Source organism: Thiofilum flexile DSM 14609 (assembly GCF_000380185.1).
Lineage (GTDB): Bacteria > Pseudomonadota > Gammaproteobacteria > Thiotrichales > Thiotrichaceae > Thiofilum > Thiofilum flexile.
In genome coordinates this window covers 43,874-68,660 of sequence record NZ_KB904791.1, presented here as the reverse complement: position 1 = coordinate 68,660, position 24,787 = coordinate 43,874, and the positions used below count along the sequence as shown (strand labels likewise).

At 45.5% G+C, this 24,787-nt stretch carries 24 protein-coding genes; 1 reads left to right on the top strand and 23 read right to left on the bottom strand.

Annotated elements, in window-relative coordinates:
- Positions 1–96: 96 nt before the first annotated feature.
- From A3IK_RS20495 to fabD, 10 genes are all read right to left on the bottom strand, one after another.
- Positions 97–444: a PilZ domain-containing protein gene (locus A3IK_RS20495; RefSeq protein WP_020560668.1), complete on the bottom strand. Its 348-nt coding sequence runs from the start codon at positions 442–444 to the stop codon at positions 97–99.
- Between the two features lie 17 nt (positions 445–461).
- Positions 462–1,415, bottom strand: coding sequence for a DNA polymerase III subunit delta' (gene holB / locus A3IK_RS20490; protein WP_020560667.1), 954 nt, complete (start codon positions 1,413–1,415; stop codon positions 462–464).
- Entirely contained in the window at positions 1,412–2,047 is a 636-nt protein-coding gene (gene tmk / locus A3IK_RS0114290) for a dTMP kinase (protein WP_020560666.1), read from the bottom strand. The genes holB and tmk overlap by 4 nt, the downstream gene beginning before the upstream one ends.
- Entirely contained in the window at positions 2,044–3,207 is a 1,164-nt protein-coding gene (gene mltG / locus A3IK_RS19610; protein WP_020560665.1) for an endolytic transglycosylase MltG, read from the bottom strand. The genes tmk and mltG overlap by 4 nt, the downstream gene beginning before the upstream one ends.
- Complete coding sequence (gene pabC / locus A3IK_RS19605) at positions 3,204–3,995, bottom strand: aminodeoxychorismate lyase (RefSeq protein ID WP_020560664.1); 792 nt, start codon at positions 3,993–3,995, stop codon at positions 3,204–3,206. The genes mltG and pabC overlap by 4 nt, the downstream gene beginning before the upstream one ends.
- Positions 3,988–5,319, bottom strand: coding sequence for an aminodeoxychorismate synthase component I (locus A3IK_RS0114275; protein WP_020560663.1), 1,332 nt, complete (start codon positions 5,317–5,319; stop codon positions 3,988–3,990). The genes pabC and A3IK_RS0114275 overlap by 8 nt, the downstream gene beginning before the upstream one ends.
- Positions 5,320–5,335: 16 nt before the next feature.
- Positions 5,336–6,580 (bottom strand): beta-ketoacyl-ACP synthase II, encoded by a 1,245-nt coding sequence (gene fabF, locus A3IK_RS0114270; RefSeq protein ID WP_020560662.1) that lies wholly within the window; start codon positions 6,578–6,580, stop codon positions 5,336–5,338.
- A gap of 69 nt (positions 6,581–6,649) precedes the next feature.
- Positions 6,650–6,889 (bottom strand): acyl carrier protein, encoded by a 240-nt coding sequence (gene acpP / locus A3IK_RS0114265; RefSeq protein ID WP_020560661.1) that lies wholly within the window; start codon positions 6,887–6,889, stop codon positions 6,650–6,652.
- Between the two features lie 133 nt (positions 6,890–7,022).
- A complete protein-coding gene (gene fabG, locus A3IK_RS0114260) occupies positions 7,023–7,775 on the bottom strand; it encodes a 3-oxoacyl-ACP reductase FabG (protein WP_020560660.1) in 753 nt (250 codons plus the stop codon).
- Positions 7,772–8,722: an ACP S-malonyltransferase gene (fabD, locus tag A3IK_RS0114255; protein ID WP_020560659.1), complete on the bottom strand. Its 951-nt coding sequence runs from the start codon at positions 8,720–8,722 to the stop codon at positions 7,772–7,774. Before fabD ends, fabG begins: the two co-directional genes overlap by 4 nt.
- A 147-nt stretch (positions 8,723–8,869) precedes the next feature.
- Between fabD and infA the strand changes: the two genes are divergently transcribed.
- Entirely contained in the window at positions 8,870–9,088 is a 219-nt protein-coding gene (gene infA, locus A3IK_RS0114250) for a translation initiation factor IF-1 (RefSeq protein WP_020560658.1), read from the top strand.
- Positions 9,089–9,190: 102 nt separating this feature from the next.
- Here infA and clpA read toward each other — a convergent pair whose 3' ends face one another.
- The 13 genes from clpA to maiA all read right to left on the bottom strand — a co-directional run bounded on the left by clpA (position 9,191) and on the right by maiA (position 24,713).
- Positions 9,191–11,485 carry an ATP-dependent Clp protease ATP-binding subunit ClpA gene (gene clpA / locus A3IK_RS0114245; protein WP_020560657.1) on the bottom strand — a complete coding sequence of 765 codons (2,295 nt, stop codon included), beginning with the start codon at positions 11,483–11,485 and terminating at the stop codon, positions 9,191–9,193.
- Between the two features lie 6 nt (positions 11,486–11,491).
- Entirely contained in the window at positions 11,492–11,806 is a 315-nt protein-coding gene (clpS, locus tag A3IK_RS0114240) for an ATP-dependent Clp protease adapter ClpS (RefSeq protein WP_020560656.1), read from the bottom strand.
- Between the two features lie 197 nt (positions 11,807–12,003).
- Positions 12,004–14,148, bottom strand: a complete 2,145-nt coding sequence (locus A3IK_RS0114235) for an FAD-dependent oxidoreductase (protein WP_020560655.1) — start codon at positions 14,146–14,148, stop codon at positions 12,004–12,006.
- 139 nt (positions 14,149–14,287) lie between these two features.
- On the bottom strand, positions 14,288–14,557 hold the full coding sequence (locus A3IK_RS0114230; RefSeq protein ID WP_020560654.1) for a hypothetical protein: 270 nt from the start codon (positions 14,555–14,557) through the stop codon (positions 14,288–14,290).
- A 209-nt stretch (positions 14,558–14,766) separates the two neighbouring features.
- Positions 14,767–15,516, bottom strand: a complete 750-nt coding sequence (lpxH, locus tag A3IK_RS0114225) for a UDP-2,3-diacylglucosamine diphosphatase (RefSeq protein WP_020560653.1) — start codon at positions 15,514–15,516, stop codon at positions 14,767–14,769.
- 69 nt (positions 15,517–15,585) lie between these two features.
- Complete coding sequence (locus A3IK_RS0114220; RefSeq protein WP_020560652.1) at positions 15,586–16,389, bottom strand: TraX family protein; 804 nt, start codon at positions 16,387–16,389, stop codon at positions 15,586–15,588.
- On the bottom strand, positions 16,390–17,103 hold the full coding sequence (locus A3IK_RS20485) for a ferritin-like domain-containing protein (protein WP_162596668.1): 714 nt from the start codon (positions 17,101–17,103) through the stop codon (positions 16,390–16,392).
- A 54-nt stretch (positions 17,104–17,157) separates the two neighbouring features.
- Positions 17,158–17,571, bottom strand: a complete 414-nt coding sequence (locus tag A3IK_RS0114210) for a hypothetical protein (RefSeq protein WP_162596667.1) — start codon at positions 17,569–17,571, stop codon at positions 17,158–17,160.
- A gap of 168 nt (positions 17,572–17,739) precedes the next feature.
- Positions 17,740–18,462, bottom strand: coding sequence for an urease accessory protein UreF (locus A3IK_RS0114205; RefSeq protein ID WP_245539492.1), 723 nt, complete (start codon positions 18,460–18,462; stop codon positions 17,740–17,742).
- Positions 18,416–18,889 (bottom strand): urease accessory protein UreE, encoded by a 474-nt coding sequence (ureE, locus tag A3IK_RS0114200; protein ID WP_020560648.1) that lies wholly within the window; start codon positions 18,887–18,889, stop codon positions 18,416–18,418. Before ureE ends, A3IK_RS0114205 begins: the two co-directional genes overlap by 47 nt.
- Before the next feature lie 333 nt (positions 18,890–19,222).
- The gene (gene lon, locus A3IK_RS0114195; RefSeq protein ID WP_020560647.1) at positions 19,223–21,625 is read right to left on the bottom strand and encodes an endopeptidase La; all 2,403 of its coding nucleotides are present in this window, start codon (positions 21,623–21,625) and stop codon (positions 19,223–19,225) included.
- A gap of 469 nt (positions 21,626–22,094) precedes the next feature.
- The gene (locus A3IK_RS0114190) at positions 22,095–24,038 is read right to left on the bottom strand and encodes an acetoacetate--CoA ligase (RefSeq protein ID WP_020560646.1); all 1,944 of its coding nucleotides are present in this window, start codon (positions 24,036–24,038) and stop codon (positions 22,095–22,097) included.
- Between the two features lie 39 nt (positions 24,039–24,077).
- Positions 24,078–24,713: a maleylacetoacetate isomerase gene (gene maiA / locus A3IK_RS0114185; protein WP_020560645.1), complete on the bottom strand. Its 636-nt coding sequence runs from the start codon at positions 24,711–24,713 to the stop codon at positions 24,078–24,080.
- Positions 24,714–24,787: the final 74 nt, after the last annotated feature.

Below are 24,787 nucleotides of genomic sequence, written 5' to 3'. Positions count from 1 at the left end.
ATTTAACATAATATACATTATGGTGAAATGTAGTAATTATGCTTATGGAACAACTACCAGCGTAATTTGCTAAAATTTACCCCATCTGTATCCGTATTAGTATACAGGCACTAAATGCGGACTAGGACTTAACATCCGTTTGCCAATCAAGGTTTCAATATAACGTTTCACCGTGGATTTTTGCTCTCCGGCAAAGCGTACACCTACACCACCTTTAGCGTGATTCGGCGGTGTAATCCAAACCACCACTCCGGGTACGAGGATTTTCTTATTTTCCGACTGTAAGGATACTTGGATCACCACTTGCTCATGAAACTCTAGCCCTTCTTGAGTCGGCACAAATAAACCACCGTCCTTAATATGCGGCATATAATGGCAGTATAAATTATCTGCACTATCCAGTAATAAAGCTAAACGTTTAGGAGGTATTGCAACAGTAGACATAATAATTTAACTTATTGTTATAATTTAACTAATTGCCATTGAGCAACCATATTTTCGATAAAAATGTGTTGATTAATGGGATGATCTGCCAAAGGTTTTAAGGCTTGCCAATGCTGCATTAATTGCCATAATTGTTTACTAGAACAACTACTTAACCAAACGGATAAAGGATGATTTAATGGCTCACCTGCTCCATAGTGGGCTTTTAAGTGTTGTTGTAAGATCACATATAGCCAATCGAGTATTTCATGACGTGAATACTTCTGCCAACTATTCGCAAACGTTGGCAAACTCCCCTGTCCATTCAGTACCTGAGCGAGTTGCGTCATAAATACTTGCTGCTGGGTCACTTGCTCCCCTTGGTCTAGAGTGACAGCATACAAAGGTCGACCTAAGGCTTGACTTAATAAGGCACTAGGCTCGTGAGTCAAAGTCTGTGTTTCCAGCCATGCTAGCGCCATCTCAGTGCTAGGTAGTGGTAAACGCAAGTGCTGACAGCGACTTCTAATCGTGGGTAAGAGTGATCCGGGCTGGTAACTTAATAAGAGTAAATGAGTATTAGGTGTCGGCTCTTCTAGTGCTTTTAAGAGACTATTGGCCGCATTAACATTTAAGCCCTCAGCGGGGCTAATAAGTGCCACTCGTACCGGGCTATAGCTAATACTCAGGGTCAAAAAACGTCCTAGCTCGCGTACACTATCAATACTAATAGTCGTTTTGTCTTCGGCAGGTTTAATCCATAAGCTATCAGGGTGTGCATCCGCCTGATACACTTCACAACTACGACAATGACCACAGGCAAATCCTTCAGCCGTTGGGGTTGAGCATAATAAACTATGCTCTAATGTCGCCATAAAGGCTTCATGACCACAACCCTGCTCCCCACTCAAGAGCAAGGCATGGGGTAAACGCCCCGCCTGTTTTGCGCGTTGAATGATTTGCCAAGTTGAGAGATGCCAAGGGTATATCACTGCCCTACCTCAGCGATAAACTCATCCAGATACTGAATCATTTGCTGAGTCACGTGCTCAAGCGCCTGCTCAGCATTCACAATCCGATATTGTTGCGAATACGTTTTGGCGCGTTCTAAGTACCCTACTCTAATACGCTCAAAAAAATCATAGGATTCTTGCTCAAAACGATCCATAGCACCGCGTTTTTTGGCACGTTGCATCCCAGTTTTAACTGTTAAATCAAATAGTAAGATATGATCTGGACGTAAAACACCTTGCACCCATGTCTCTAATTGGGCAATACGTGCTTGATCTAAACCCCGCCCAAACCCTTGATAAGCATAGGTGGCATCGGTAAAGCGATCACATAATACCCATGTCCCCTGCGCTAAAGCAGGTAGAATAGCGCTTTGAATATGTTCATTACGCGCCGCAAACATTAAGAGTAACTCAGTATCCGGGTGCATGGGCGGTAGGTCGGGATTTAATAATACACCGCGAATAGCCTCTCCTATCTGGGTTCCCCCCGGCTCACGGGTCGTGATTACCTCCAGTCCCTGCTCTCGCAAATAGGCAGCGGCAAGGGGTAATTGGGTACTTTTTCCCCCTCCTTCGCCCCCTTCAAAGGTAATCAGTTGACCTCGCATCATTCTTGCACCTGTAGTTCAATGACCTCTGCATTAGTATTAGGCTGGTTTGTGGTTTCGATACTATCCACCACCTCACTATTCTCATCCGTGGTTTTAGGTTCAGCAGCCTGTTGTTTTTGTTGATTTCTTTGGTTACGAAGTTCTTTTAAATAACTCGCAACCGCTCTTTGATGCTCGGCATAGGTTTTAGAAAAATTATGTCCACCATTACCCGTCGCGACAAAGTATAGGGCATCGGTTTGAGCGGGATGCATCACCGCATCAATCGCAGCTTTGCTCGGTGTAGCAATCGGTGTAGGAGGCAAGCCTTTACGAGTATAGCTGTTATAGGGTGTATCACGTTGTAGATCGACCTTACGTAAATTACCGTCATACTGATCACCTAGACCATAAATCACAGTAGGGTCAGTTTGTAATAACATCCCTTTAGCCAAGCGATTTAGAAATAATCCGGCAATTAGGGGGCGCTCTTCAGGTACACCGGTTTCTTTTTCCACTACTGAGGCGAGAATTAAGGCTTCATAAGGTGTTTTAATCTGAGCATTAGGCTCACGTTTGTCCCAAGCTTTTAGTAAATAATCATACATGGTGCGGTAACCACGCTGGAGAAATTCCTTATCCGTCATATTACGCGGAAAATGATAGGTATCAGGGAAAAACCAGCCTTCAGGATTAGGGTAGTCATTTTGCCCCAAGAGTGGCATTAAATTAGCGTAATCTTCATCAGTTAGCGTTTGTTGTAGATCAGGGTGATTTTTGATGGTGCGCATAATATCTTTAAACGCTTTGCCTTCAATAATCGATAATTGATACTGCACCGTTTGCCCAGAGGTGAAGCGTTTGAGTATGTCATCCACTGTCATACCGGGCACTAACTCATACTCCCCTGCTTTGATTTTACTGGCATGACCTGCTACTTGAGCATGCTTTTGAAAAAAGAACTCTGCCGTATCAAAAGGACTATCTGGCAATAGGTTAGCTTGGCGCAAATCCTGTGCCACCCGTTTAGTGGTACTACCGGGTTTAATGGTAAAAGGAGTCGTTTGCGCAATTGGTAAGGGCGTATCTAAAAATTGCGTATATTGCTGATAACCCCAGCCAGCGCCGATAAGCGCTAGTAGTAAAACGACGCTAAATCCAATTAATAATGCTTTTTTCATAAACAGTAAGGTTTTAATTGCTGTTGTAAGGTGTGAATAGTATCGGCTATGACATAGGATTGTTGCTTAAATTCCCTCACCGGCCACAAACCAATCACTGAATTAGTTACAAATACACTACGAGCGCTCAAGATATCTTGCACCCTCAGCAGATCAGTTCGACACTCTATCCCTAACTGCTGAGCGAGTTTTAGTACTTGTCCGCGCATAATGCCTTCAATTCCGCTGCCTGACAAATACGGAGTGATAAGTACTTGTTCTTGAGTATAGATAAAAACATTAGACATGGTACCTTCAATGACATAATGCTGATGATCCATCATTAAGCCCTCTTGCCAATGAGCTTCACACTCCGCTCGTCCTAGTACTTGTTCTAAACGATTCAGATGTTTCAGGCCTGTCAAGTAGGGTTGATAGGCTAAACGTATACCGGCCACTAAGCCTAGTGTAATACCTTGCTCATAGTAGCTGCGCGGGTAATCGGGGGCGGGATGGAGTTGTATGATAATACGCGGAGTCGTTAATCCTGCTGGATTATAACCACGTTGACTACTGCCGCGCGTAACAATGAGTTTTAGTACCCCACGCTCGGTGTCTTTGCAGTACTCCTCTAACTCTTGCTTTAGAGCCATCAGGTCTAATCCTCGTATCCTGAGTATCTGACTCCCCAGCTCTAAACGCGCTAAATGCTCATCTAACAGTAATAGTATGCCATCCTTAACGGCGATGGTTTCCCATAAACCGTCACCATACGCTAATCCCCGATCATCTACCGGTATACTAAGCATACTGATGTCCTAAGGCACGTAATAAGCCCCGTGCTTTATGCCGCGTTTCTTGCAACTCATTATGCGGTATAGAATCCATCACAATCCCCGCGCCAGTTCTAAACACGAGCTGTTGATCTTTCAATGTTAGGGTACGAATCAGAATATTAAAATCCATAGCGCCATTGTGATTAATATACCCCATTGATCCCGTATAGGCTCCGCGTCCGGTTTTTTCGAGTTCGGCAATAATCTCCATACAACGCACTTTAGGACAGCCGGTAATCGTCCCCCCCGGAAAGACCGCTTTGAGGACTTGGCTCGGTGTTATATTCGGCGCTAACTCACCGCGAATATTAGATACAATATGATGCACATGCTGATAGCTTTCTAACACCATCATTTCATCGACCTTTATGCTGCCATAACGACAAATCCGCCCCATATCATTACGCTCAAGGTCAATGAGCATGACATGCTCAGCTCGTTCTTTGGGGTGATTAATGAGTTCAGCTAATAAGCGTCCATCCTCTGCCTCATCGTTACTACGGGGGCGCGTACCCGCAATAGGGCGCGTTTCCACGATATTATTGCTTACTCGCACTAAACGCTCTGGGGAGGAGCTAATAATGCTAAACTCACCAAAGTCTGCAATACCCGCAAAGGGGGCGGGATTCGCTTGGCGTAATTGCTGATACAAGGTACTCGCACTTAATGCTGTATGCCCCTGCCAAGCCCGCGATAAATTCACCTGAAACACATCACCCGCGACAATATAATCTTTACACCGTTCTACCCCGTGTATGAATTGCTCAGGTGCGTCCTCGTGCATGGCTACCGTCTGAAGATCGATAGACTTCAAAGTTAGTGAATTAGCGAGCTGTTGTTTTAGCTCATTAAACTCTGTTAAATACGTTGGCTCGGCTATGAGGTGGGTAGTATGGCTATGGTGATCTACGATGAGTGCGACAGGTATTCTCACTGCACAAGCAATGGGTAATTGCTGGCGATCAGCGGTGAGATTTAGTACCGGCTCAATGCTTTGAGCTAACTCATAGCCTAAATAGACAAACCATCCCCCTGCAAAGGGTAAATGATTTAAGAGGGGTGGGCTTAAATCATCCTGCTTAATAGCTTCTTGTTGCCACGCGGTTTGTAATTGCTCTAGAAAAGTTTTGTCGCCCAGAATCGAGCTAGTAAGCCTTTCCTGTGGATAACAAAACAATAGACTAAAGCGAGCATTAGCACTATGAGCAACACTTTCGAGTAAGAAGGGATAGAGTTTAGGATGAGTTTGATGCAGGGCCAGTAGTGAATACTCGCCCTGTGCGATGTAATGCAGCACTAGTAAGCGTGCCTCATTAGATACGTTTAAAGATCAAAGTACCATTCGTACCGCCAAAACCAAACGAATTGCTCATGGCAATATCAACTTTAGTTTCGCGTGCGACATTCGGTACATAATCCAGATCACACTCAGGATCAGGTGTGTCTAAATTAATGGTCGGTGGCAATACTTGATCACGAATGGCTAAGACACTGAACACAGCCTCAACACCACCTGCAGCACCGAGTAAATGTCCGGTCATGGATTTAGTAGAGCTGACGGCTACCTTATACGCATAATCGCCTAACGCGGCTTTTACCGCTTGCGTTTCTGCTTTATCACCAGCAGGTGTGGACGTACCGTGTGCATTGATATAATCCACTTGTTCTGCGTTAATACCCGCATCACGTAGTGCATTACGCATACAACGCGCCGCACCTTCCCCACTTTCTGAGGGTGAAGTCATATGATAGGCATCACTGCTCATACCATAGCCAATTAGCTCACAGTAGATGCGTGCGCCGCGTGCTTTAGCATGCTCATATTCTTCTAGCATTAAAATGCCCGCGCCATCACCTAGCACAAACCCATCCCTATCCTTATCCCAAGGACGGCTGGCGGCCTCTGGTGCGTCATTGCGCGTGGATAAGGCACGAGCGGCAGCAAAGCCACCAATACCTAATGGCGTTGATCCCATTTCAGCACCACCGGCGAGCATAGCATCCACATCACCATAGACAATCATCCGAGCCGCATCCCCAATACTATGGGTCGCTGAAGCACAAGCCGAGACAATCGACATATTCGGGCCTTTTAGACCTAACATGATGGATAGATTGCCTGCCACCATATTAATAATGCTACTAGGCACGAAAAAAGGAGAAATCTTGCGTGGGCCGCCATTGAGGAAAGCCTCATAATTACGCTCGATAGTCTCCAGACCACCGATACCCGACCCTACTAATACACCGATACGTTCAGCATTAGCCTCAGTGACTTCTAAACCAGAGTCTTTAAAGGCATCAATGCCAGCACCAATACCATAATGGATAAAGGTATCCATTTTTTTCAAATCTTTGGATTTAATGTAATTAGTGGCTTCAAAGCCCTTTACATTACCCGCAATCTGTACCGCAAAGGCGCTAGCATCAAATAAATCAGCACTAATACGGTTGATACCGCTGCGACCTGCTTTGATATTATCCCAAGCGGCTTCTAACTGAGAACCAACCGGGGACACAATACCCAGCCCCGTTACTACTACACGTCGTTTAGACAAACTAATCGCCCCTTAGTCAGGTCAATAGTAGTTGCAGCCAAAGACTGCAACCCGATAAGACGAATCTAATTAAGCTTCTTGTTTATGTGCTTCGATATAGTCAATAGCATCGCGCACGGTAGCAATTTTTTCAGCTTCCTCGTCTGGAATTTCGATTCCAAACTCTTCTTCAAACGCCATAACTAATTCAACAATATCCAGTGAATCCGCGCCTAAATCCTCTGTAAAAGAAGCTTCTGTCTTCACTTCTTCTTCATCTACGCCTAATTGTTCAACAACAATTGATTTGACGCGCTCTGCAATACCCATAGTATTTTTTCCTCATTAAAAAACTGGTCAACACTCACAGCGGCGTATTCTAGTGAAAACTAGGCACGCTCGCCAGCAAGAATAATAACAAAATTAGCACAATAATAACGGTGCTGTCATAATATCCTAAGGTTTAGACCATTAGCATACCGCCATTCACATGCAAAGTCTCACCCGTAATATAACTACCCGCCGGTGAGGCTAAAAACAAGACAGTATTCGCAATTTCCTGCGCTTGCCCTAAACGCCCTAAAGGAATACCCGCTAACATGGCATTCCGTTGAGCCTCATTTAACTCACGGGTCATATCCGTATCAATAAATCCGGGGGCGACTACATTAACGGTAATATTGCGTGAGCCAACTTCACGGGCTAGCGATTTACTAAACCCAACAAGTCCGGCTTTAGCGGCGGCATAATTGGCTTGTCCGGCATTGCCCATACTACCCACAACGGATGAAATCGAAATAATACGGCCTTTTTTAGCTTTCATCATGCCGCGCATACAGGCTTTACTCATACGAAAGACCGATGTGAGATTGGTGGCAATAATCGCATCCCAATCCTCATCTTTCATCCGCATTAGTAAATTGTCGCGCGTAATACCCGCATTATTCACCAATATAGTGGCGGCTCCATGATTGGTACTAAGTGCTGCCATGAACGCCTCTACAGAGGTCGGATCGGCTACATTTAAGACACGTCCTTCGCCTTTAATACCGGCCTGTGCTAGATATTCACTAATAGCAGTAGCACCCGCTTCACTGGTTGCTGTACCAATAACAGTAGCCCCGTATTGCCCTAATGTTTCGGCAATGGCTCGTCCAATACCCCTGCTTGCACCTGTGACAAGGGCAATTTCACCTGTTAAATCAAATAAGTTCATGCTGCAACCTCACTAGCTGCCTGTAATGCGGCCTCTAAGCTCGCATTATCATAAATCGCTAAAGCGTTTAGTTTACGATCAATGCGACGGTTTAAGCCCGTCAATGTCCGCCCCGGTCCAAACTCAAGCAATAGCGTTGCGCCATATTGATCTCGTAAGGCTTCAATAGTTTGTGTCCAACGTACTGGCCTATAAAGCTGTTCCGCTAATGCCTCCCGCACACCCGCTGAGCTGTTCCGCGTTTGAGCATCAATATTGTGTAGCACGGTAAATTCGGGGGCGTTTAATAAAACATGACTCAGCTCTTTGGCTAAAATAGTCGAAGCTTCTTTCATTAAGCTGCAATGTGAAGGTACACTGACCGGGAGTTTTACCGATTTTTTAGCCCCTAGCTCCACTAAGGCAGCTAGTGCTTTATCCACAGCAGCCGTTTGCCCCGCAATAACTACTTGTCCGGGTGAGTTAAAATTAACAGCCTCAACGACTTCTCCTTGAGCGCTAATATCCTGACAGACCTGAATAATCTGCTCATCCTCTGCACCTAATACCGCCGCCATGGCTCCCGTTCCTGCTGGCACAGCACTTTGCATTAGGCGTGCCCGCTCGGCTACTAGATGTACCGCATGGGTAAAATCCAAACAATTGGCAGCTACTAATGCAGAATATTCACCTAAACTATGCCCAGCTCCCGCTTTAGGTTCTGGCCCACCCTGCTCTAACCACACCCGCCATACCGCAACACCTGCTGTTAACATAGCTGGTTGAGTAATCGTGGTTTTATTTAAGTCGCTGTCTGGTCCTTCCTGAACCAAATGCCATAGATCGTAGCCTAAGCTGTCGGATGCTTGTTGAAAGGTATCGGTCACAATAGGAAAACTATTAGCCAATTCTGCTAACATACCCACCGATTGTGAACCTTGCCCCGGAAAGAGCGCCGCAATAGCCACAGTTAGCCTCCATAACCCTATAAAAGTTAGTAAATTTAGCTATCCTAATCGAAACAAAACGCTAAATCACGCGCTTAACGTAAAAAGAACTTGTCATCTCGGCAAGTCAAGCGATAATACGCGCATCATTTAATTAGTAACTGAGTTATGGCACGAGAAGATTATATTGAAATGGAAGGGACTGTAGTCGATACACTACCTAATACCACATTCCGCGTTAAATTAGACAACGATCATGAAGTGATTGCCCATATTTCGGGGCGTATGCGTAAAAACTACATTCGTATATTAACAGGCGACCGTGTAACGGTGCAATTGACCCCTTATGATTTAACCAAAGGGCGCATCAGCTATCGTAGTAAATAGCTAGCACTACCATCAAGCAAGGTAACGTAGTCCTCTTTAGGATTATCTTATCCCTATCAGATACCCAACTGATTAGCTGGGTATCCATGAAAGTAAAGAAGATTAAACAGCGGCCTCTTCAGGTTGTTTTTGTTGCATGCTGATGTATTTCAAGCATAAATCGTCTTGATCTTCACACACAAACACCTCAGCACGTCCACCATGGACTAACTCACCAAAGAGTATTTGCTCTGCTAAAGGCTTTTTAATGTGCTCTTGAATCACCCGCTCCATCGGTCTAGCACCCATGAGACGGTCATAGCCTTTTTTCGCTAACCACTCACGCGCATCCTCATTCACAATAAGAGTGACTTTCTTAGGCTCTAGTTGTGCCTCAAGACGGATAATGAATTTATCGACGACCGATTTAATGACGGTTTCGGTTAATGGGTTAAACTGAATAATGCCATCTAAACGATTGCGGAATTCAGGGCTAAACATGCGTTTGACCGCCTCCATCGCATCACTAGTATGATCCTGATGGGCAAACCCTAAGGATTTACGGCTGATATTCTCCGCCCCCGCGTTACTGGTCATGACTAAGATCACATTACGGAAATCGACTTTACGTCCATTGGTATCGGTCAAAGTCCCGTGATCCATCACTTGTAACAGTAGATTGAATACATCAGGATGAGCTTTTTCAATTTCATCCAGTAATAACACCGCATGCGGATGTTTATTCACGGCATCCGTGAGTAAGCCACCTTCGTCATAGCCCACATAACCAGGGGGCGCACCAATCAGACGTGAGACACTATGGCGCTCCATATATTCCGACATATCAAAGCGTAAGAACTCAATCCCTAAGCGTTGAGCGAGCTGTTTAGTGACCTCGGTTTTACCCACACCAGTAGGTCCTGCAAATAAGAAGGAACCAATCGGACGAGTATCTTCACGCAGACCCGAACGCGCCATTTTAATCGCGGCGGTGAGTTGTACAATCGCATCATCTTGTCCAAAAATAACCATTTTTAGATCACGATCTAAATTGCGTAATACATCCACATCCGAACTAGATACAGTCTTAGGCGGAATACGAGCAATCTTGGCGATGATTTCTTCAATATCGCCTACCGAAATGGTTTTCTTACGATTAGCCACAGGTTTTAGACGTCGATTAGCCCCTGCCTCGTCAATCACATCAATGGCTTTATCCGGCAAATGACGATCATTGATATATTTAGCGGAAAGCTCAGCCGCTGCTCTGAGTGCGGTTTGGGTATAGCGCACATCATGATGCTCTTCAAAGCGAGTTTTCAAACCTTTGAGAATTTCATAGGTTTCATCCACGCTAGGCTCAACCACATCAATTTTTTGGAACCGACGCGCCAGCGCACGATCTTTTTCAAAGATACTGCGGTACTCTTGATAGGTAGTTGAACCAATGCACTTCATTTCCCCGTTAGAAAGCACGGGTTTAATCAAGTTAGAAGCATCCATGGTGCCGCCAGAAGTCGCACCCGCCCCAATAATGGTGTGGATTTCATCAATAAACAGGATGGCATTAGTTTCTTGTTTTAGCTGATTAATCACCGCTTTGAGGCGTTTTTCAAAATCCCCGCGATATTTAGTACCTGCTAATAAAGCACCGAGGTCAAGAGAGTAGATCACGGCATTTGCTAGGATTTCGGGTACTTCACCATCTACAATGCGCTTAGCCAACCCTTCAGCAATGGCTGTTTTACCCACACCGGCCTCACCTACTAGTAAGGGGTTATTTTTACGGCGGCGGCAGAGGACTTGAACGGTGCGCTCAATTTCATTATCACGCCCAATCAAAGGATCAATTTTACCCTCTAAGGCTTGTTGATTAAGGTTGGTCGCGTATTTTTCTAGGGGTTTATCGCCGCCCTCTTCGCCACTGGCTTCTGCTGAGTGCGTGCTAGAATCCTGAAAATCACGCTCCTCATCGGAGTTGTCGCCTTTACGGATACCGTGAGCGATGTAGTTGACTAAATCTAGACGCTCGACATTATGCTGTTTCAGGAAAAAAACCGCATGTGATTCCGGCTCACCAAAAATAGCTACCAAAATCATGTCGCCAGTCACTTCGCCTTTACGGGTAGATTGAGCACTATAAACAGCACGGTGAATGACCCGTTGAAAACCGATGGTAGGCTGAACGTCCCGCTCCTGCTGTCCATTAGGGATCAGGGGGGTATTGTCGTCAACAAATTGTTTAATTTCGTTTCGTAAGGCTGGTATGTCTACTTGGCAGGCGCGTAGTACGTCGGCTGCACTAGGATTATCCAGCATAATTAGCAATAGATGTTCAACCGTTACAAACTCGTGGCGCTTTGCGCGTGCGTCACGGAATAACGCATTGATGGAGTATTCGACTTCTGCACTTAACATAGATATTTACGCCTCTTCCATCGTACACAATAAGGGATGACTGTTTTCCTTTGAAAATTGGTTGACTTGAGCAACCTTAGTTTCTGCTATTTCGCGTGTATATACACCACAAACCCCCTTACCTTTAGTATGGATCAGTAACATGATACGCGTTGCGGCTTCGTGATCGAGGTGAAAGAATGTTTGTAGAACCTCAATCACAAAATCCATGGGAGTGAAATCATCATTTAATAGTATAACTTTAAATCGTGTTGGTTCTTTCACCTTCGGACGGGATTCTTGTACCACTACACCAGAATCATTATCTTGCTTTTGAGACATTCAACAAGCTCGCTGTAATGTTTAATGGAGCAATTGTATTGCTTATTTTATAAGGGTCGCTAGGAGCCTAATTAAGCAATATGGTGGCTTATTTTTGGATTTAAAGGAAGTTTACTGTTGTTTATTGTTATTATTTATTTTACATAATTAAAATTATAAGAATTAAAGTAATAACAACAACTCAACAAAGTGGCGATCTACCCCCGTCGCCATTGGTGGAAATAGGTTATTACCTTTAACAAAAACCGGGGCGCATGCGCTTTTTTCCAGACACCCGCCGCGTATTTATTAGCTTCGCCCCATGTAGGGTAAGGATGAATGGTGCCTAGTAATTTATTTAATCCAATCCCTTGCTTCATCGCTAAGGTATACTCCGCTAATAGCTCTCCCGCATGAGTACCCACTATCGTTACACCTAAAATTTTATCCGACTGCGGTACGGTTAAGACCTTAATAAACCCATCCCTTAAGCCTTCCGTGATCGCCCGATCTAATTCAGCCAAGTCAAAACGACTCACTTCATAGGTAATGCCTTGTTGCTGTGCCATTTGCTCATTTAAACCCACTTGAGCCACTTCTGGGTCGGTAAACATGACCCGTGGAATCACACGCCGATCAACTTTAAAGCGTCGGACTATCCCAAACAAACTATTAACTGCCGCATACCAAGCATGATGTGCGGCAACATGGGTAAACTGCATCTCCCCGACCACATCCCCAGCCACATAAATATGGGGATAACGGGTGGCTAAATAATCATCTACCGCTAAGGGGCTATCCGGCTCAATACCTAAACGCTCTAAACCTAAACCCTTTAAACGTGGCTCACGCCCTAGCGCAAAAATTAATAACTCATACGGCAAGGTTAAAATTTGCTCTTGTTGTTGCAACACAACTGTATTCATCGCCCCTTGCTCACAGGCTAGCCACTCGCATTGTGTTAATACCCTTACCCCCTCACGCTCTAAGTGCTGCTGCACTAATAGGCTTATTTCCTCATCATCACGGCGAATAAGGCGCTCTGCACGCACAATGAGGGTCACTTTTGCGCCTAAACGTTGTAAGGCTTGGGCTAACTCACAGCCTATCGCCCCGCCCCCCATGATCACAATCTCACTAGGTATCTGCTCATATTGCGCCAAACGTTCCCACAGCGTCTCACTCGTGACATAGCCACTCTTTTCAATCCCTTTAATCTTAGGAATGACTGGACTAGCACCGGTAGCCAAGATAATACTGCGTGCTGTTAAACGGCACGTACTGCCATCTGGCAAACTCACTTCAACCGTCCAAGGATCGGTTAAAGTCGCCCTCCCCTGCACTACCTCCACCCCTAGCTCGGTATAACGCTCCATACTATCATGGGGTTCTATCGCTTTAATCACCTGTGCTAAGCGTTGCATGACCGCCTTAAAATCCACTTGCCCTGAAGCCATTATCCCCCACTGCTGCGCCCTAGCGACTTGATGCGCGACATTGGCACTCTTAATTAAAGCCTTACTGGGTACACAGCCATAATTTAAACAATCGCCCCCCATCTTATGCGCCTCAATCAAAGTCACCTTAGCTTTAACCGCTGCGGCAATATAACTACTCACTAAACCCGCTGCCCCTGCACCAATGACAATCAAATTACGCTCAAATTGCTTTGGCTTTGACCAGCCATGGTACACTTGACGACGCTTCCAATAATTCACTATTGCTTTAGCCAACCACGGAAACAGCGCTAACACCACCAAAGACCCGATTAAGGCTGGCGACAATATTTCAGCCGTGGATTGCACCTTCCCCAATTGCGTACCCGCATTCACATAAACCAACGTTCCGGGCAACATCCCCAATTGACTCACCCCATAAAAGGTACGCACGGGCATACGTGTTAAGCCCATCAGCATATTAATAATAAAAAAAGGAATTAGAGGCACTAAGCGCAACGTCAATAGATAAAGAGCACCTTCTTGCTCAATGCCCGCATTAAGCGCTTGTAACTGCCGCGCAAATCGCTGTTGAACATGATCACGCGCGAGATAACGTGCTACCAGAAAAGCCAATGTAGCACCAATAGAGGAGGCAAAAGACACCAATACCAGCCCCACACCCAGCCCAAACCAAGCGCCTGCGGCTAGGGTCAACAGTGCCGCTCCGGGTAAAGATAAGGCCGTGATAGCTATATAAAATAGAAAAAAGACACCTGTAACTAACCAAGGATGCAGCTCATACCAGCGCGTAAACTGCAAATGACTAGACTTTAGATAATCTAATGTTAAAAAAGTTTGTCCATCAAAACTAAAAAATAAAATAACTAAAACAAATAATACAACAACTAATAATAGTTTTTTCATGAAAAAATCATTACCAAAATAAACCAGCTCCTCTTATTGATTAACAAGCAAGTATTTATTATTAAACGCTAATAGGCCTAGTGCTTAGTACTCCCTAAACCCTAGGCGTAAATACAAGGTGGTGACATTAATTAATCAATTAGGAAAAAAACTGCCTATGGGTTTTCATGTATTGACGGATGGAATAATTCATTTCCTGACGATCATAAGTAGTCTCTCGACTACCACAAGCCCGATCTGAATAATCATATAGGCACTCTACCACTTTAAGGCAGGCACTGCGATCATGGTCTGCTTCTTGTGCTAAAACGAGCGCTTCGATATGAGTTAAATGACCACTATATTCAATAGCATGCATTTGGCACTCATTCAGCCCACAGAACTCACGGCATTCATCTAAAGTAAGCATAACTGACATCTCCTAGGCCGGTAGTAAAAACTAGTATTTGTTGTATATTTTCTACACAATCCATTATAAACCATTTGTGCTATTTTTAAAGAAACACTTTTAAAAGTGTGTAGTATTATTACCACTTAGACTTAATTACAACACTTAATATTATATGCTATAAACTTAGTTTATTAAAAATAAGACGAAAAGCAAAGTAATATTTATAGCTAATAAGCGCTCTGATAGTCATTCAATAGCTTTACCGTTTGATAACTAACTTTTAAAAAACTGCCTTTATCCCCATACCAATCCCCTAATACTATGCGCTGATAGCATTGGCCTTGAACAATAAATGGATGTATCGCTGGGCAATGGGTATGACCATGAATGAGTTGAGTCACACCGTGAGACTGCATGACACTTTCAACCGTTGTCGGGGTCACATCTAAAATAGCCTCTGCTTTAGCTTGCATCTGGGTATGGCTTTCGGCACGTAGTGCTTGAGCCTGCTCGATACGTTGTGCTAAGGGCAGTGCGAGAAATTGCTGTTGCCATACTGGATCACGTAATTGCATACGCAAGCGCTGATAATCCCTATCCTCCGTACATAAGCTATCACCATGCATGAGTAGGGTCGGCACCCCATATAGATCTACTACATAGTGCTCTGGTAACAGCGTAAAACCTGCTTGCTCAGCGCAATGCTTACCTAGGAGGAAATCACGATTACCGTGCTGAAAGGCAATGGGCACCCCTTGAGCTGCTAAGCGCTGAAAGGCCTCTATCACTGGCACAAACCCCGCCCCCATGGGATGCTCTAATACATCATCGCCCACCCAATACTCAAACAAATCACCCAATACATATAACCCCTGTGGGCGCTGCTGCTCTAGATAGGTGAGGAATTGGAGTAATAATTCAATGCTCTGCGGACGGGTAGGAAAAAGATGTAAATCTGAAATAAACCAAGTACTCATGCCAGCTAATTAAATATTATTAGTCATAACCCCAAGCATGCGGTCAAAGTACTAGTAGCGCAAGCGATTTTAAGCCTTGCTGGTCACTAGCACGTAATACAATCCATACAATAGCCAGAGATGCAAGGGATAAAACAGATAAAAAAAGTACTTATGCCCGGCTCCGCGCTGCCCATTATAATAGGCTAAAGGTAATACCGCCCCCAGCATCATCCATTGCAAATCACTCGACCAGCGCTCGGCGGAGTTGGTTTGCAAATACAGCATGCCTCCTAATAGGACTAACCCCAATAACTGTACCTCGCGCTGGGAGCGGGTATAGTAAAACCAGAGTGCCAAGAGAAAAAATAATAAACCGCCCTCGATGAAATGTGGGCTAGGGATAAAATGCAGCGCCGTCAGTAAGGGGGTATTTACTGGCTCTTGGGCGAGTATGCTAACCTTGGCTAAATCGACTAACCAAGGTAGTAGTAAAGCAAGCAAGCTAATGATTATTTTCCATCCAGCTCTAGGGGATTGCTTGGATGACTGTAGGCATAAATCGATAAAGTAAATAAACCATCCACCCAAAAACAGACAGGCAAAAATATTGGCAAATAACGCTTTTTCGGTCGGTAGTACCTGCTCCAGCCAGACATTACCCGCCGTCATGACCCAAGACCAGCCTAATAAACGTACTAAATAACGCTCCCGACTATGGGTGTGAACCATGCCCTCGATACTTAGAAAAATAAAGATAGGCGCGACAATACGCCCTACAGCATATAATACCGTTGGTACTCCTAGCTCCATAAAGAAGTAATGCACATGATCCCCGACCATGAGCAGTACACCCAATAATTTGAGCTGATAGGCTGTTAACGAAAAACGCACCTAGGCAAATCTACGCACTTTTAATGACTCCCACTGTGCCAGCACATCAATATCGTAATACTGTAATTGCTTGGCATAGAGGGGAATAATTTTATTTTCAAATACCTGTGCATAGTCTAAGCGTGGCAACATGCCCCATTGAAGCTCGTGAGCAGAGAGTGCGGGTTGATACTCTTCCACACAATAATAAGGCGCTGCGATACGTTCTAAGGCCGCTGGAAATAATTCCTGTAGCCATTGCCCTGCCTCGCTCCACACTTCATCCGCCCACGCAAGTGTTAACCAGCCAAAGGTTGAATGACGTGGCTCATCGGCAATAATACGCTCATAAGCTTGTAGTGCTATAGGTTCAGTCGTGTTTTTACGCATGGCTGCAAACAGAGGTACTGCAGCGGTTTCACCTAAGCAATAAAAGTCTAATAAGGCCGCACAACAGTTTTTGCGCGGATCAGCAAAGGGTTCGGCAAAACTCATTTGCGCCTTAGTGGTATCTAATAATTGAGTAGCCCCTAAAGTGGCGGCTACTTGATGACAGACTTCGGCATGAGTGACCTCATCTTGAGCAATCGCCAAAGCCTGTCGAATTAACTCTAAGGGTGCGCCGAGTTGAATCAGCCAATGGGTAAAATGAGCCGTCATAGACGCCGAGGCATACTCGGCTAAGACCTGATTTTGCCAAAATGTTATTAATCGTTGTTGCTCACCCATTGACATAATAGCTCCTAAACTTATCAACCGACCCTTACCACTTAGTATACCTGACTTGCTTTATTTAGAAGATTGAGTCGGTATCGTTTGAACAGAAACTGTAGGTTTTGGCATAGGTGGCGCTGGGTTCACAGAGATTTGTGGAGCCGGTACTTCTTGCTTAGGTTTAATTGGCTCTACAGTGACTGTTGTTGTTGATACGGGACCTGCTGGATTCACAGCTATTGGTGGAACCGGTACTTCTTGTTTCGGCTTAGCCACAGGCTTAGGCGTAATTTTCTTTTGTTTTACTTTCTTCGGTGGCTTTTGAGCTGGTTTCGGGGCTTTAACCGCTGGCTTAGGTGGCACAGCTTGTGTAACAGCTCCGGTTTGAGAGGCTTGATTAGGATTAGCTGAAGCTACCGAGGTAAAGCCTACTGCCACAAAAGAGAGTGCCATAGCGGCTACTTTAGCTTTATAGGGATTATTCATCATCAAACTCCTTGTTAACATGATAATGGTTTAGTGCAAATAAGAGTTGATCAGGTCATTAGGCATTATTGATCAACTGATAGCCATTACTGTAGGAGGAATAATGCAAGTGGTAAAGCTCCACCCATGCCTTATTGAGCAAAAGGTGAATATTTTACAAAATTGTTAACTTTAGGAACGAAACAGACGTGTGTATTGAGTTTCATGACGACTGCTCGCTAGGGCTAACGCAAAGCTAGAGCCACCCAAATCTTCATCACCCAGCAATAACCCCTGCTCAATGGCGGGCAATACGGTAGGAATTAATTGATGCAAACAAGCCTGTCCCTGCGTTTGCCCCAGCGGGATAATTTTCACGGCTGAGAGCACTAGATTTTCTAACCAGCTCCACACATACCCATATAAAGCCTGCTCTAAAGGAATCTGCCAATGTACCGAGGCCAATACAAAGCCAGCCGCTTGGCTTTGGGCTAATATAGGTTTCCACTCTTTAGCATTTGGGATATCCAAGGCAATCAATAAATCGGCTAAAGCTCGCCCCCGATTGATTTCCTCTAACATCAGCTCACGCGTTTCACGATTCGCCAGCAACACCTCCACCCAATAGATGAGTGCAGTTAAATCCTGTGCTTGCGCTGCACTATATAAGCGTTTAACGATGGGAATATCGACATAAATTAAACTGCTATTTAATTGACTGAGCAACCAAGCTTTCAAGTCAGCAACTGTTTTAATCCATCCCTGCTCAACTGCCCACTCAATCCCCTGCGAATAGGTAAAAGATCCAATGGGCAGCGAAGGACTCACCAAATGCATGAGCCGAATGAGTGCCACATCTGTAGAAGCATTAATGCCCATGGTTAAAGCTAATATAGGGATGGCTATTATGAGCATGAGCACCCGCATAGGCACCCGCCTCTGGTTCAAAGCTTGCTTGCTCTAATACCACACTTAATCCTAAGCCGCGCACCATATCATCTAAGACATGATCCTGTAGATAACGCACACGCCCCGCACTGATTTCCAGTGGTATATGGCGATTGCCTAAGTGATAGCATACCTGCGCGAGTAATAAAGCATCCTCGCAATAAACGGTTGAAACCGCCTCCAGAGCCGCTTGTATCCTTACCTGCTCGCCGGTTTCAGCTTGCAAGCAATCCCCTTGTTGCAACGTACCACCGCGCTCTAAAAATAAACCCGCCTCCAGCCCTTGATCTAGCATCACCCGTTGACGCGTAATAATGCGTTTTTCATAAGGCAGCGTCAGCGTGAAGGCTGTCGTTTTAGGAGGATTCGGGAGTTTCGTCGTCAATTTGAGCATAGATAAACCTATTCAAGCACCAATACTAACCGTTAGCAGTTTTTATGCCAAAAAATAGTGCTGAGCTAAGTACTCGACTTTGTTCAGCTATTAGAGAAGAAAGTCAGTAGGTCTTTCTTCCGCAGTCGCTGTGAATACGTCCTTGTACGCTACAAGGCGGCATCCATGCCGCCAAGACTGCGGAAGAAAGACCTACTGACTTTCTCTGTGTCCTTATTTTACCCTGCTACTAAAACAAAAAAGCACCTCTTTGGTGCAAATAACCCAAGAGGTGCTTTAAAAGTGTACTAGCCTTATTAGGGGCTAGTACCAGTCAAGTAACTTTATAATACCCTAAGCTGCCGATTGATAGGCGGCGACCATTGACTCATTCGTCTCTAGCGCCGCTTTCATAGCATCTTCTACGCGCTCCATAAAGATGAAGTTTAGTTGTTTACGCGCATTTTCCGGCACATCATCTACATCTTTACGATTCCGAGCGGGTAATAACACCGTATGGATACCTGCGCGTAAAGCCGCTAAGCATTTTTCTTTCACACCCCCAATCGGTAACACGAGGCCGCGCAAACTAATCTCACCCGTCATCGCTACATCACTACGCACACAGCGTCCGGTGAGTAAGGATACCAGTGAGGTAAACATCGCCACCCCAGCACTAGGGCCATCTTTAGGAATCGCCCCTGCCGGTACGTGTAGGTGAATATCATGTTCATCAAACACCTTAGCATCAATCCCCAGAGCATCTGCACGAGATTTAACTAGGCTCAAGGCCGCTTGAGCGCTCTCTTTCATCACGTCCCCCAGCTGTCCGGTAATAATTAACTTACCATGACCGGGCATTTTAGTGGTTTCGATAAAGAGAATATCCCCACCCACGGGCGTCCATGCCAAGCCTGTTGCCACGCCGGGCATACTAGTACGCATAGCGATTTCACTTTCAAAGCGCTGCGCACCTAAAACACTTTGCACTTGCTCTGCATCAATGATAATCGGTGTAGCCGCACCTTCTGCCACCTGTACCGCTGCACGACGCAATACAGCACCTAGCTTACGATCCAGATTACGCACCCCAGCCTCGCGGGTATACTCACTAATCAGGCTACGCAGAGCCGCCTCGGTAATCAGTGCTTGCTCGGCGGTGAGGCCATTATCTTTTAATTGGCGTTTGACCAAATAGCGTTTAGCAATCTCGACCTTTTCCTCTTCGGTATAGCCCGGCAGCTCAATCACTTCCATTCTATCCCGCAAAGGTGTTGGAATCGCATCCAGCACATTCGCCGTAGCAATAAAGACGACGTTGCGTAAATCAAATGCTTGGGCTAGATAATTATCCCGAAACGTACCGTTTTGCTCAGGATCAAGTACCTCTAAGAGTGCCGCTGCGGGATCACCGTGGAAACCGCCGCCCCCTAGCTTATCAATCTCATCGAGCATAAACACCGGATTACGGGTGCCGGCTTTACGCAAGGCTTGAATAATATTACCCGGTAAAGCGCCTAGATAGGTGCGCCGATGCCCGCGAATTTCCGCCTCATCATGTACCCCACCTAAGCTCGAACGCACAAACTCCAAGCCCATCGCATGCGCAATACTCTGCCCCATCGAGGTTTTGCCTACCCCCGGAGGGCCTACAAAGCATAGGATAGGGCTGCGTCCTTCTGGATTGAGCTTACGTACCGCTAAATATTCAATAATGCGCTGCTTTACTTTTTCCAAGCCAAAGTGTTCGTCATCTAGAATCTGCCGCGCTTTAGCAATATCAATGGTTTCAGCATCCAAGCGACTCCAAGGCAACTCAGCCAACCACTCCAAATAGGTACGCACCATGGAGTACTCGCTGGAGGAATCTTGCATTTGCTCTAAACGCCGTAGCTCTTTTTTAGCTTGTTCATAAACCTCATTCGGTAATTCTGCCGCCTCTAAACGCGCCCGTAATTCCTCTAGTTCAGTGCTATTGTCATCATCATCGCCGAGTTGCTGGCGAATCGTTTTCAATTGCTCACGTAAGAGATACTCACGTTGACGCTCATCCATCGAGGCACGCGCCTTCTTGTCGATTTCATTGGTAAGCTTGAGCACTTCTAATTGGCGTGTGAGTAGCTCAGACACCTTATCCAAGCGCTCTTGTAGATCAGTAATCTCCAATAAGGCTTGTTTGGCCTCTGGGGTCATATCCATAAAGTTAGCGATTAAATCCGCCAAAGCACCGGCTTCTTTAATATTACGCAGGGTCTGGATCACCTCTTCCGGCAATTGCGGGAGTAAGCCTGCAACTTCCAGTGCCATCTGCTGTAAATGACGCATTCTGGCTTTAATCGTGGGATCTTGATCGTCGACATCCGGTAAGTGTCTAACCTTAGCCCCTAAATAAGCGCCCCCTTGAATCACGTAATCTAATACCTGAAAACGCTCCTCACCCTGTACTACAAGGTGGTGACTCCCATCTTTAGTGGTCACATAGCGCAAGATATTGACTTGAATGCCGACCGCATGAAGGTCATTCACGCCCGGATTATCTTGATCGGGATCGCGTTGCATTACTAAGCCTAAGCGCTTGCCTTGGCGAATGGCTTCTTGAGCGGTGGTAATACTGGTTTCTCGACTCAGGGTAATGGGGGCAACTACTCCGGGGAATAGCACCATATTACGAGTCGGTAACACAATTAAAATATCGTCAGGCAAATTTGAGGGGGTAGAATCATACCCTTGCGCTGCGCGAACATTAGATTCAGTCATAGCGTAACCTCACAGTTTCTATTTTCTATCATTTGGGTTGCCGCACTGATAGTTAGAGGTGTAAACGATGGTTGATTCGTTCGCCTCTAGTAGGCAGTGCTTGCAATGCGTAAAAAGACCTAAGTAATGTTATGAGAGTAGGGACAAGGCATTTATTTAATACCGGAACCCTTGAATAAACTAATTAATATCAATTACTTATTTACTAATCATTTAATAACAAAAATCGATCATATAGTGATCAGTTAAAGTCTATTATTAAATACTTATACACTAGATATGGACAGCCAACTGAGATTTCAAGAGCAAAATAGTCAAGATTTAGTTTTTATTATCACTCTAACCCATGATACTACACATGAACCACAAAAAGGGAACTCATATTTATCAAACAAAGCTAAATTAGGTCTTTGATTCATACCTGTTCATGTCTGATGGCGAAATACAGCATCAGGGATCGAAGCTAGGGTCAAGTCTGCAATTCGATTAAATTCCGATAGTACTCTAATGCTTCTGGATTGGCGAGGGCATGAATATTCTTGACCACCCGATTATGCACTACCTCGCGCACCGCTAACTCCACAATTTTACCCGACTTGGTACGGGGTATCGCAGCGACCTGTATTACCTTGGCAGGAACATGGCGCGGAGTACAGTGCTGACGAATAGTCGAGCGAATTTTCTGGATCAGTGCAGCATCAAGTACATAAGCAGGCTTAAGCACCACAAATAGCACCACTCGCACATCGTTATCCCAATCCTGCCCAATCGCGATACTCTCTAGCACTTCGTCTAATTGCTCGACATAGCGATAAATCTCAGCCGTCCCAATCCGCACGCCCCCCGGATTAAGGGTCGCATCGGAACGCCCATAGATAATTACCCCATCGTGCTCGGTTAGTTCTACATAATCACCGTGCTGCCACACATTCGGGTATTGAGCAAAATAGGCATTATGGTATTTCTCGCCAGTGCTATCCCCCCAGAAAAAGGCGGGTTGTGAGGGAAAGGTTTGGGTACACACCAGCTCGCCTTTTTGCCCTACTACTGGCTTACCCTCTTCATTAAATACCTCAACTGCCATCCCTAACCCACGGCATTGGCTTTCCCCGCGATACACGGGTAAGAGTGGATTACCCAACACAAAGCAAGACACAATATCCGTCCCCCCAGAAATCGAGGCCAGACACATATCTCGTTTAATGCCCGCATAGACATAGTCAAAACTCTCTGGTGCCAACACGGAGCCGGTCGAACATAGGGTGCGTAAAGTATGTAGCCGCCGCGTGGTTTTAGGTTGAATATTGGCTTTATTCAAGGCCTCTAAATACTTAGCTGAAGTCCCAAATAAGGTGACTCCCACCGCCTCGGCATAATCCCACAATACCTCGCCTGAAGGATAAAAGGGCGAACCTTCATACAGCACTAAAGCCGCTTTGGAAGCCAAAGCACTCACTAACCAATTCCACATCATCCAGCCGCAAGTGGTGAAATAAAACACCCGGTCGCCGGCGCGAATATCACTATGCAATTGCTGTTCTTTCAGGTGCTGGAGTAATACGCCCCCGACTTTATGGGTAATACATTTAGGCTTGCCCGTCGTACCAGACGAATACAAAATATACAGAGGATCATTAAAACCACGCGGCACAAACTCCAGCGGTAGGCTGGGCGTTTGTAGCACCTCTGCCCAAGCGACTCCCAACCCCGTTGTATCCGCCTCTAGTAGGGGCACAATCACAGTCTGCTCAATACTTGGAAGTGCGGCTTGTACCGTCTGAACTTTGCTCCGAATATCGACACGCTTACCATTATAAAAATAACCATCCACTGCAAACAGTACTTTAGGCTCAGTCTGTCCGAAGCGCTCAATCACGCTCTCCTCCCCGAAATCGGGCGAGGTTGAAGTCCAGATCGCCCCTAAACTGGTGGCAGCCAGCATAGCAATCACGGTTTCAGGTGTATTCGCCACATAGCCCGCCACCCGATCACCCGCCGTCACGCCCTGTGCTTTCAGCCAAGTCGCTACCCTTTGGGTTTGGTCGAGTAGTTGATCAAAAGTCAGGGTGCGAATGGCTTGATCTTCAACCTTAAAATAAATCGCGACTGTATCGCCCCCAGCATCGGGTTCACGCAATAGATTCTCAGCAAAATTGAGCTGTGCGTCAGGAAACCAGACTGCTTTCTCAATATTGTCCTGATTGACGACTATTTGCTCGCCTTTGACGCCGCGTATTTGGGTATAGTCCCACAGTAATGACCAAAAGCGCGGACTGTCCTCTATCGACCACTGATACAGCTCTGCATAAGTATTGAATACTTGTTGGGTTTGCATCGCTGCCCACTGCATAAAGTGCCATAAGGTACTGCTTTGCATTTGTTTAGCGGACGGTTGCCACAGTAAAGTTGACATCAAAGTACACTCCTAGCAGCCTTAAAAATAAATATTACCCTAAAATGCATCGGCCTGCTGGGCGGGGGTTGCGGCGACTATTTCGGGTAATTCTAAACAGTGATGATAAATCGCCATAATAGTAGGATAAGCATCCATGGGTACATTAAAGCGTAAGGCATTAAAAGTCTGCGGCAATAAAAACACATCGCCGACTGACGGAGTATCGCCCCAAGCAAAGCGTCCGGCATGATTTTGCAATCGCGCCTCTAGCACATCGAAACCCTCTTGAATCCATTGGCGATACCACGCTTCTTTTTGCTCCTTCCCTGCTCCAAAGCGTTGCTCTAGGTCATTCAGCACACGGGTGTTATTTAAGGGGTGAATATCGCAGGCAATCACTGCTGCAAAAGCGCGTTGCTCTGCTCGCACAATAGGATCAGTCGCTAACAAAGGTTTATCGGGATAGGTTTCTTCTAAATATTCAATAATCGCCTGTGACTGAGTCAGCACTTGCCCACTATCTAGGCGTAGCGCGGGGACAAAGCCTTGAGGGTTGACTGCTAGATACTCCGCCGATTTTTCCTCACCTTTTATTAAACTGATTGGAGTAATGGTGTGTGGAATATCTTTCAAATTCAGCGCGAGGCGCACGCGAAATGCGGCTGAGGATCGAAAGTAACTAAATAATTCCATGTTTAAATTCCAAGATTACAATTAATTAGGATTATGGTACGGCACTAGCAGCGGGTCAATGGCAGCTAAAATGG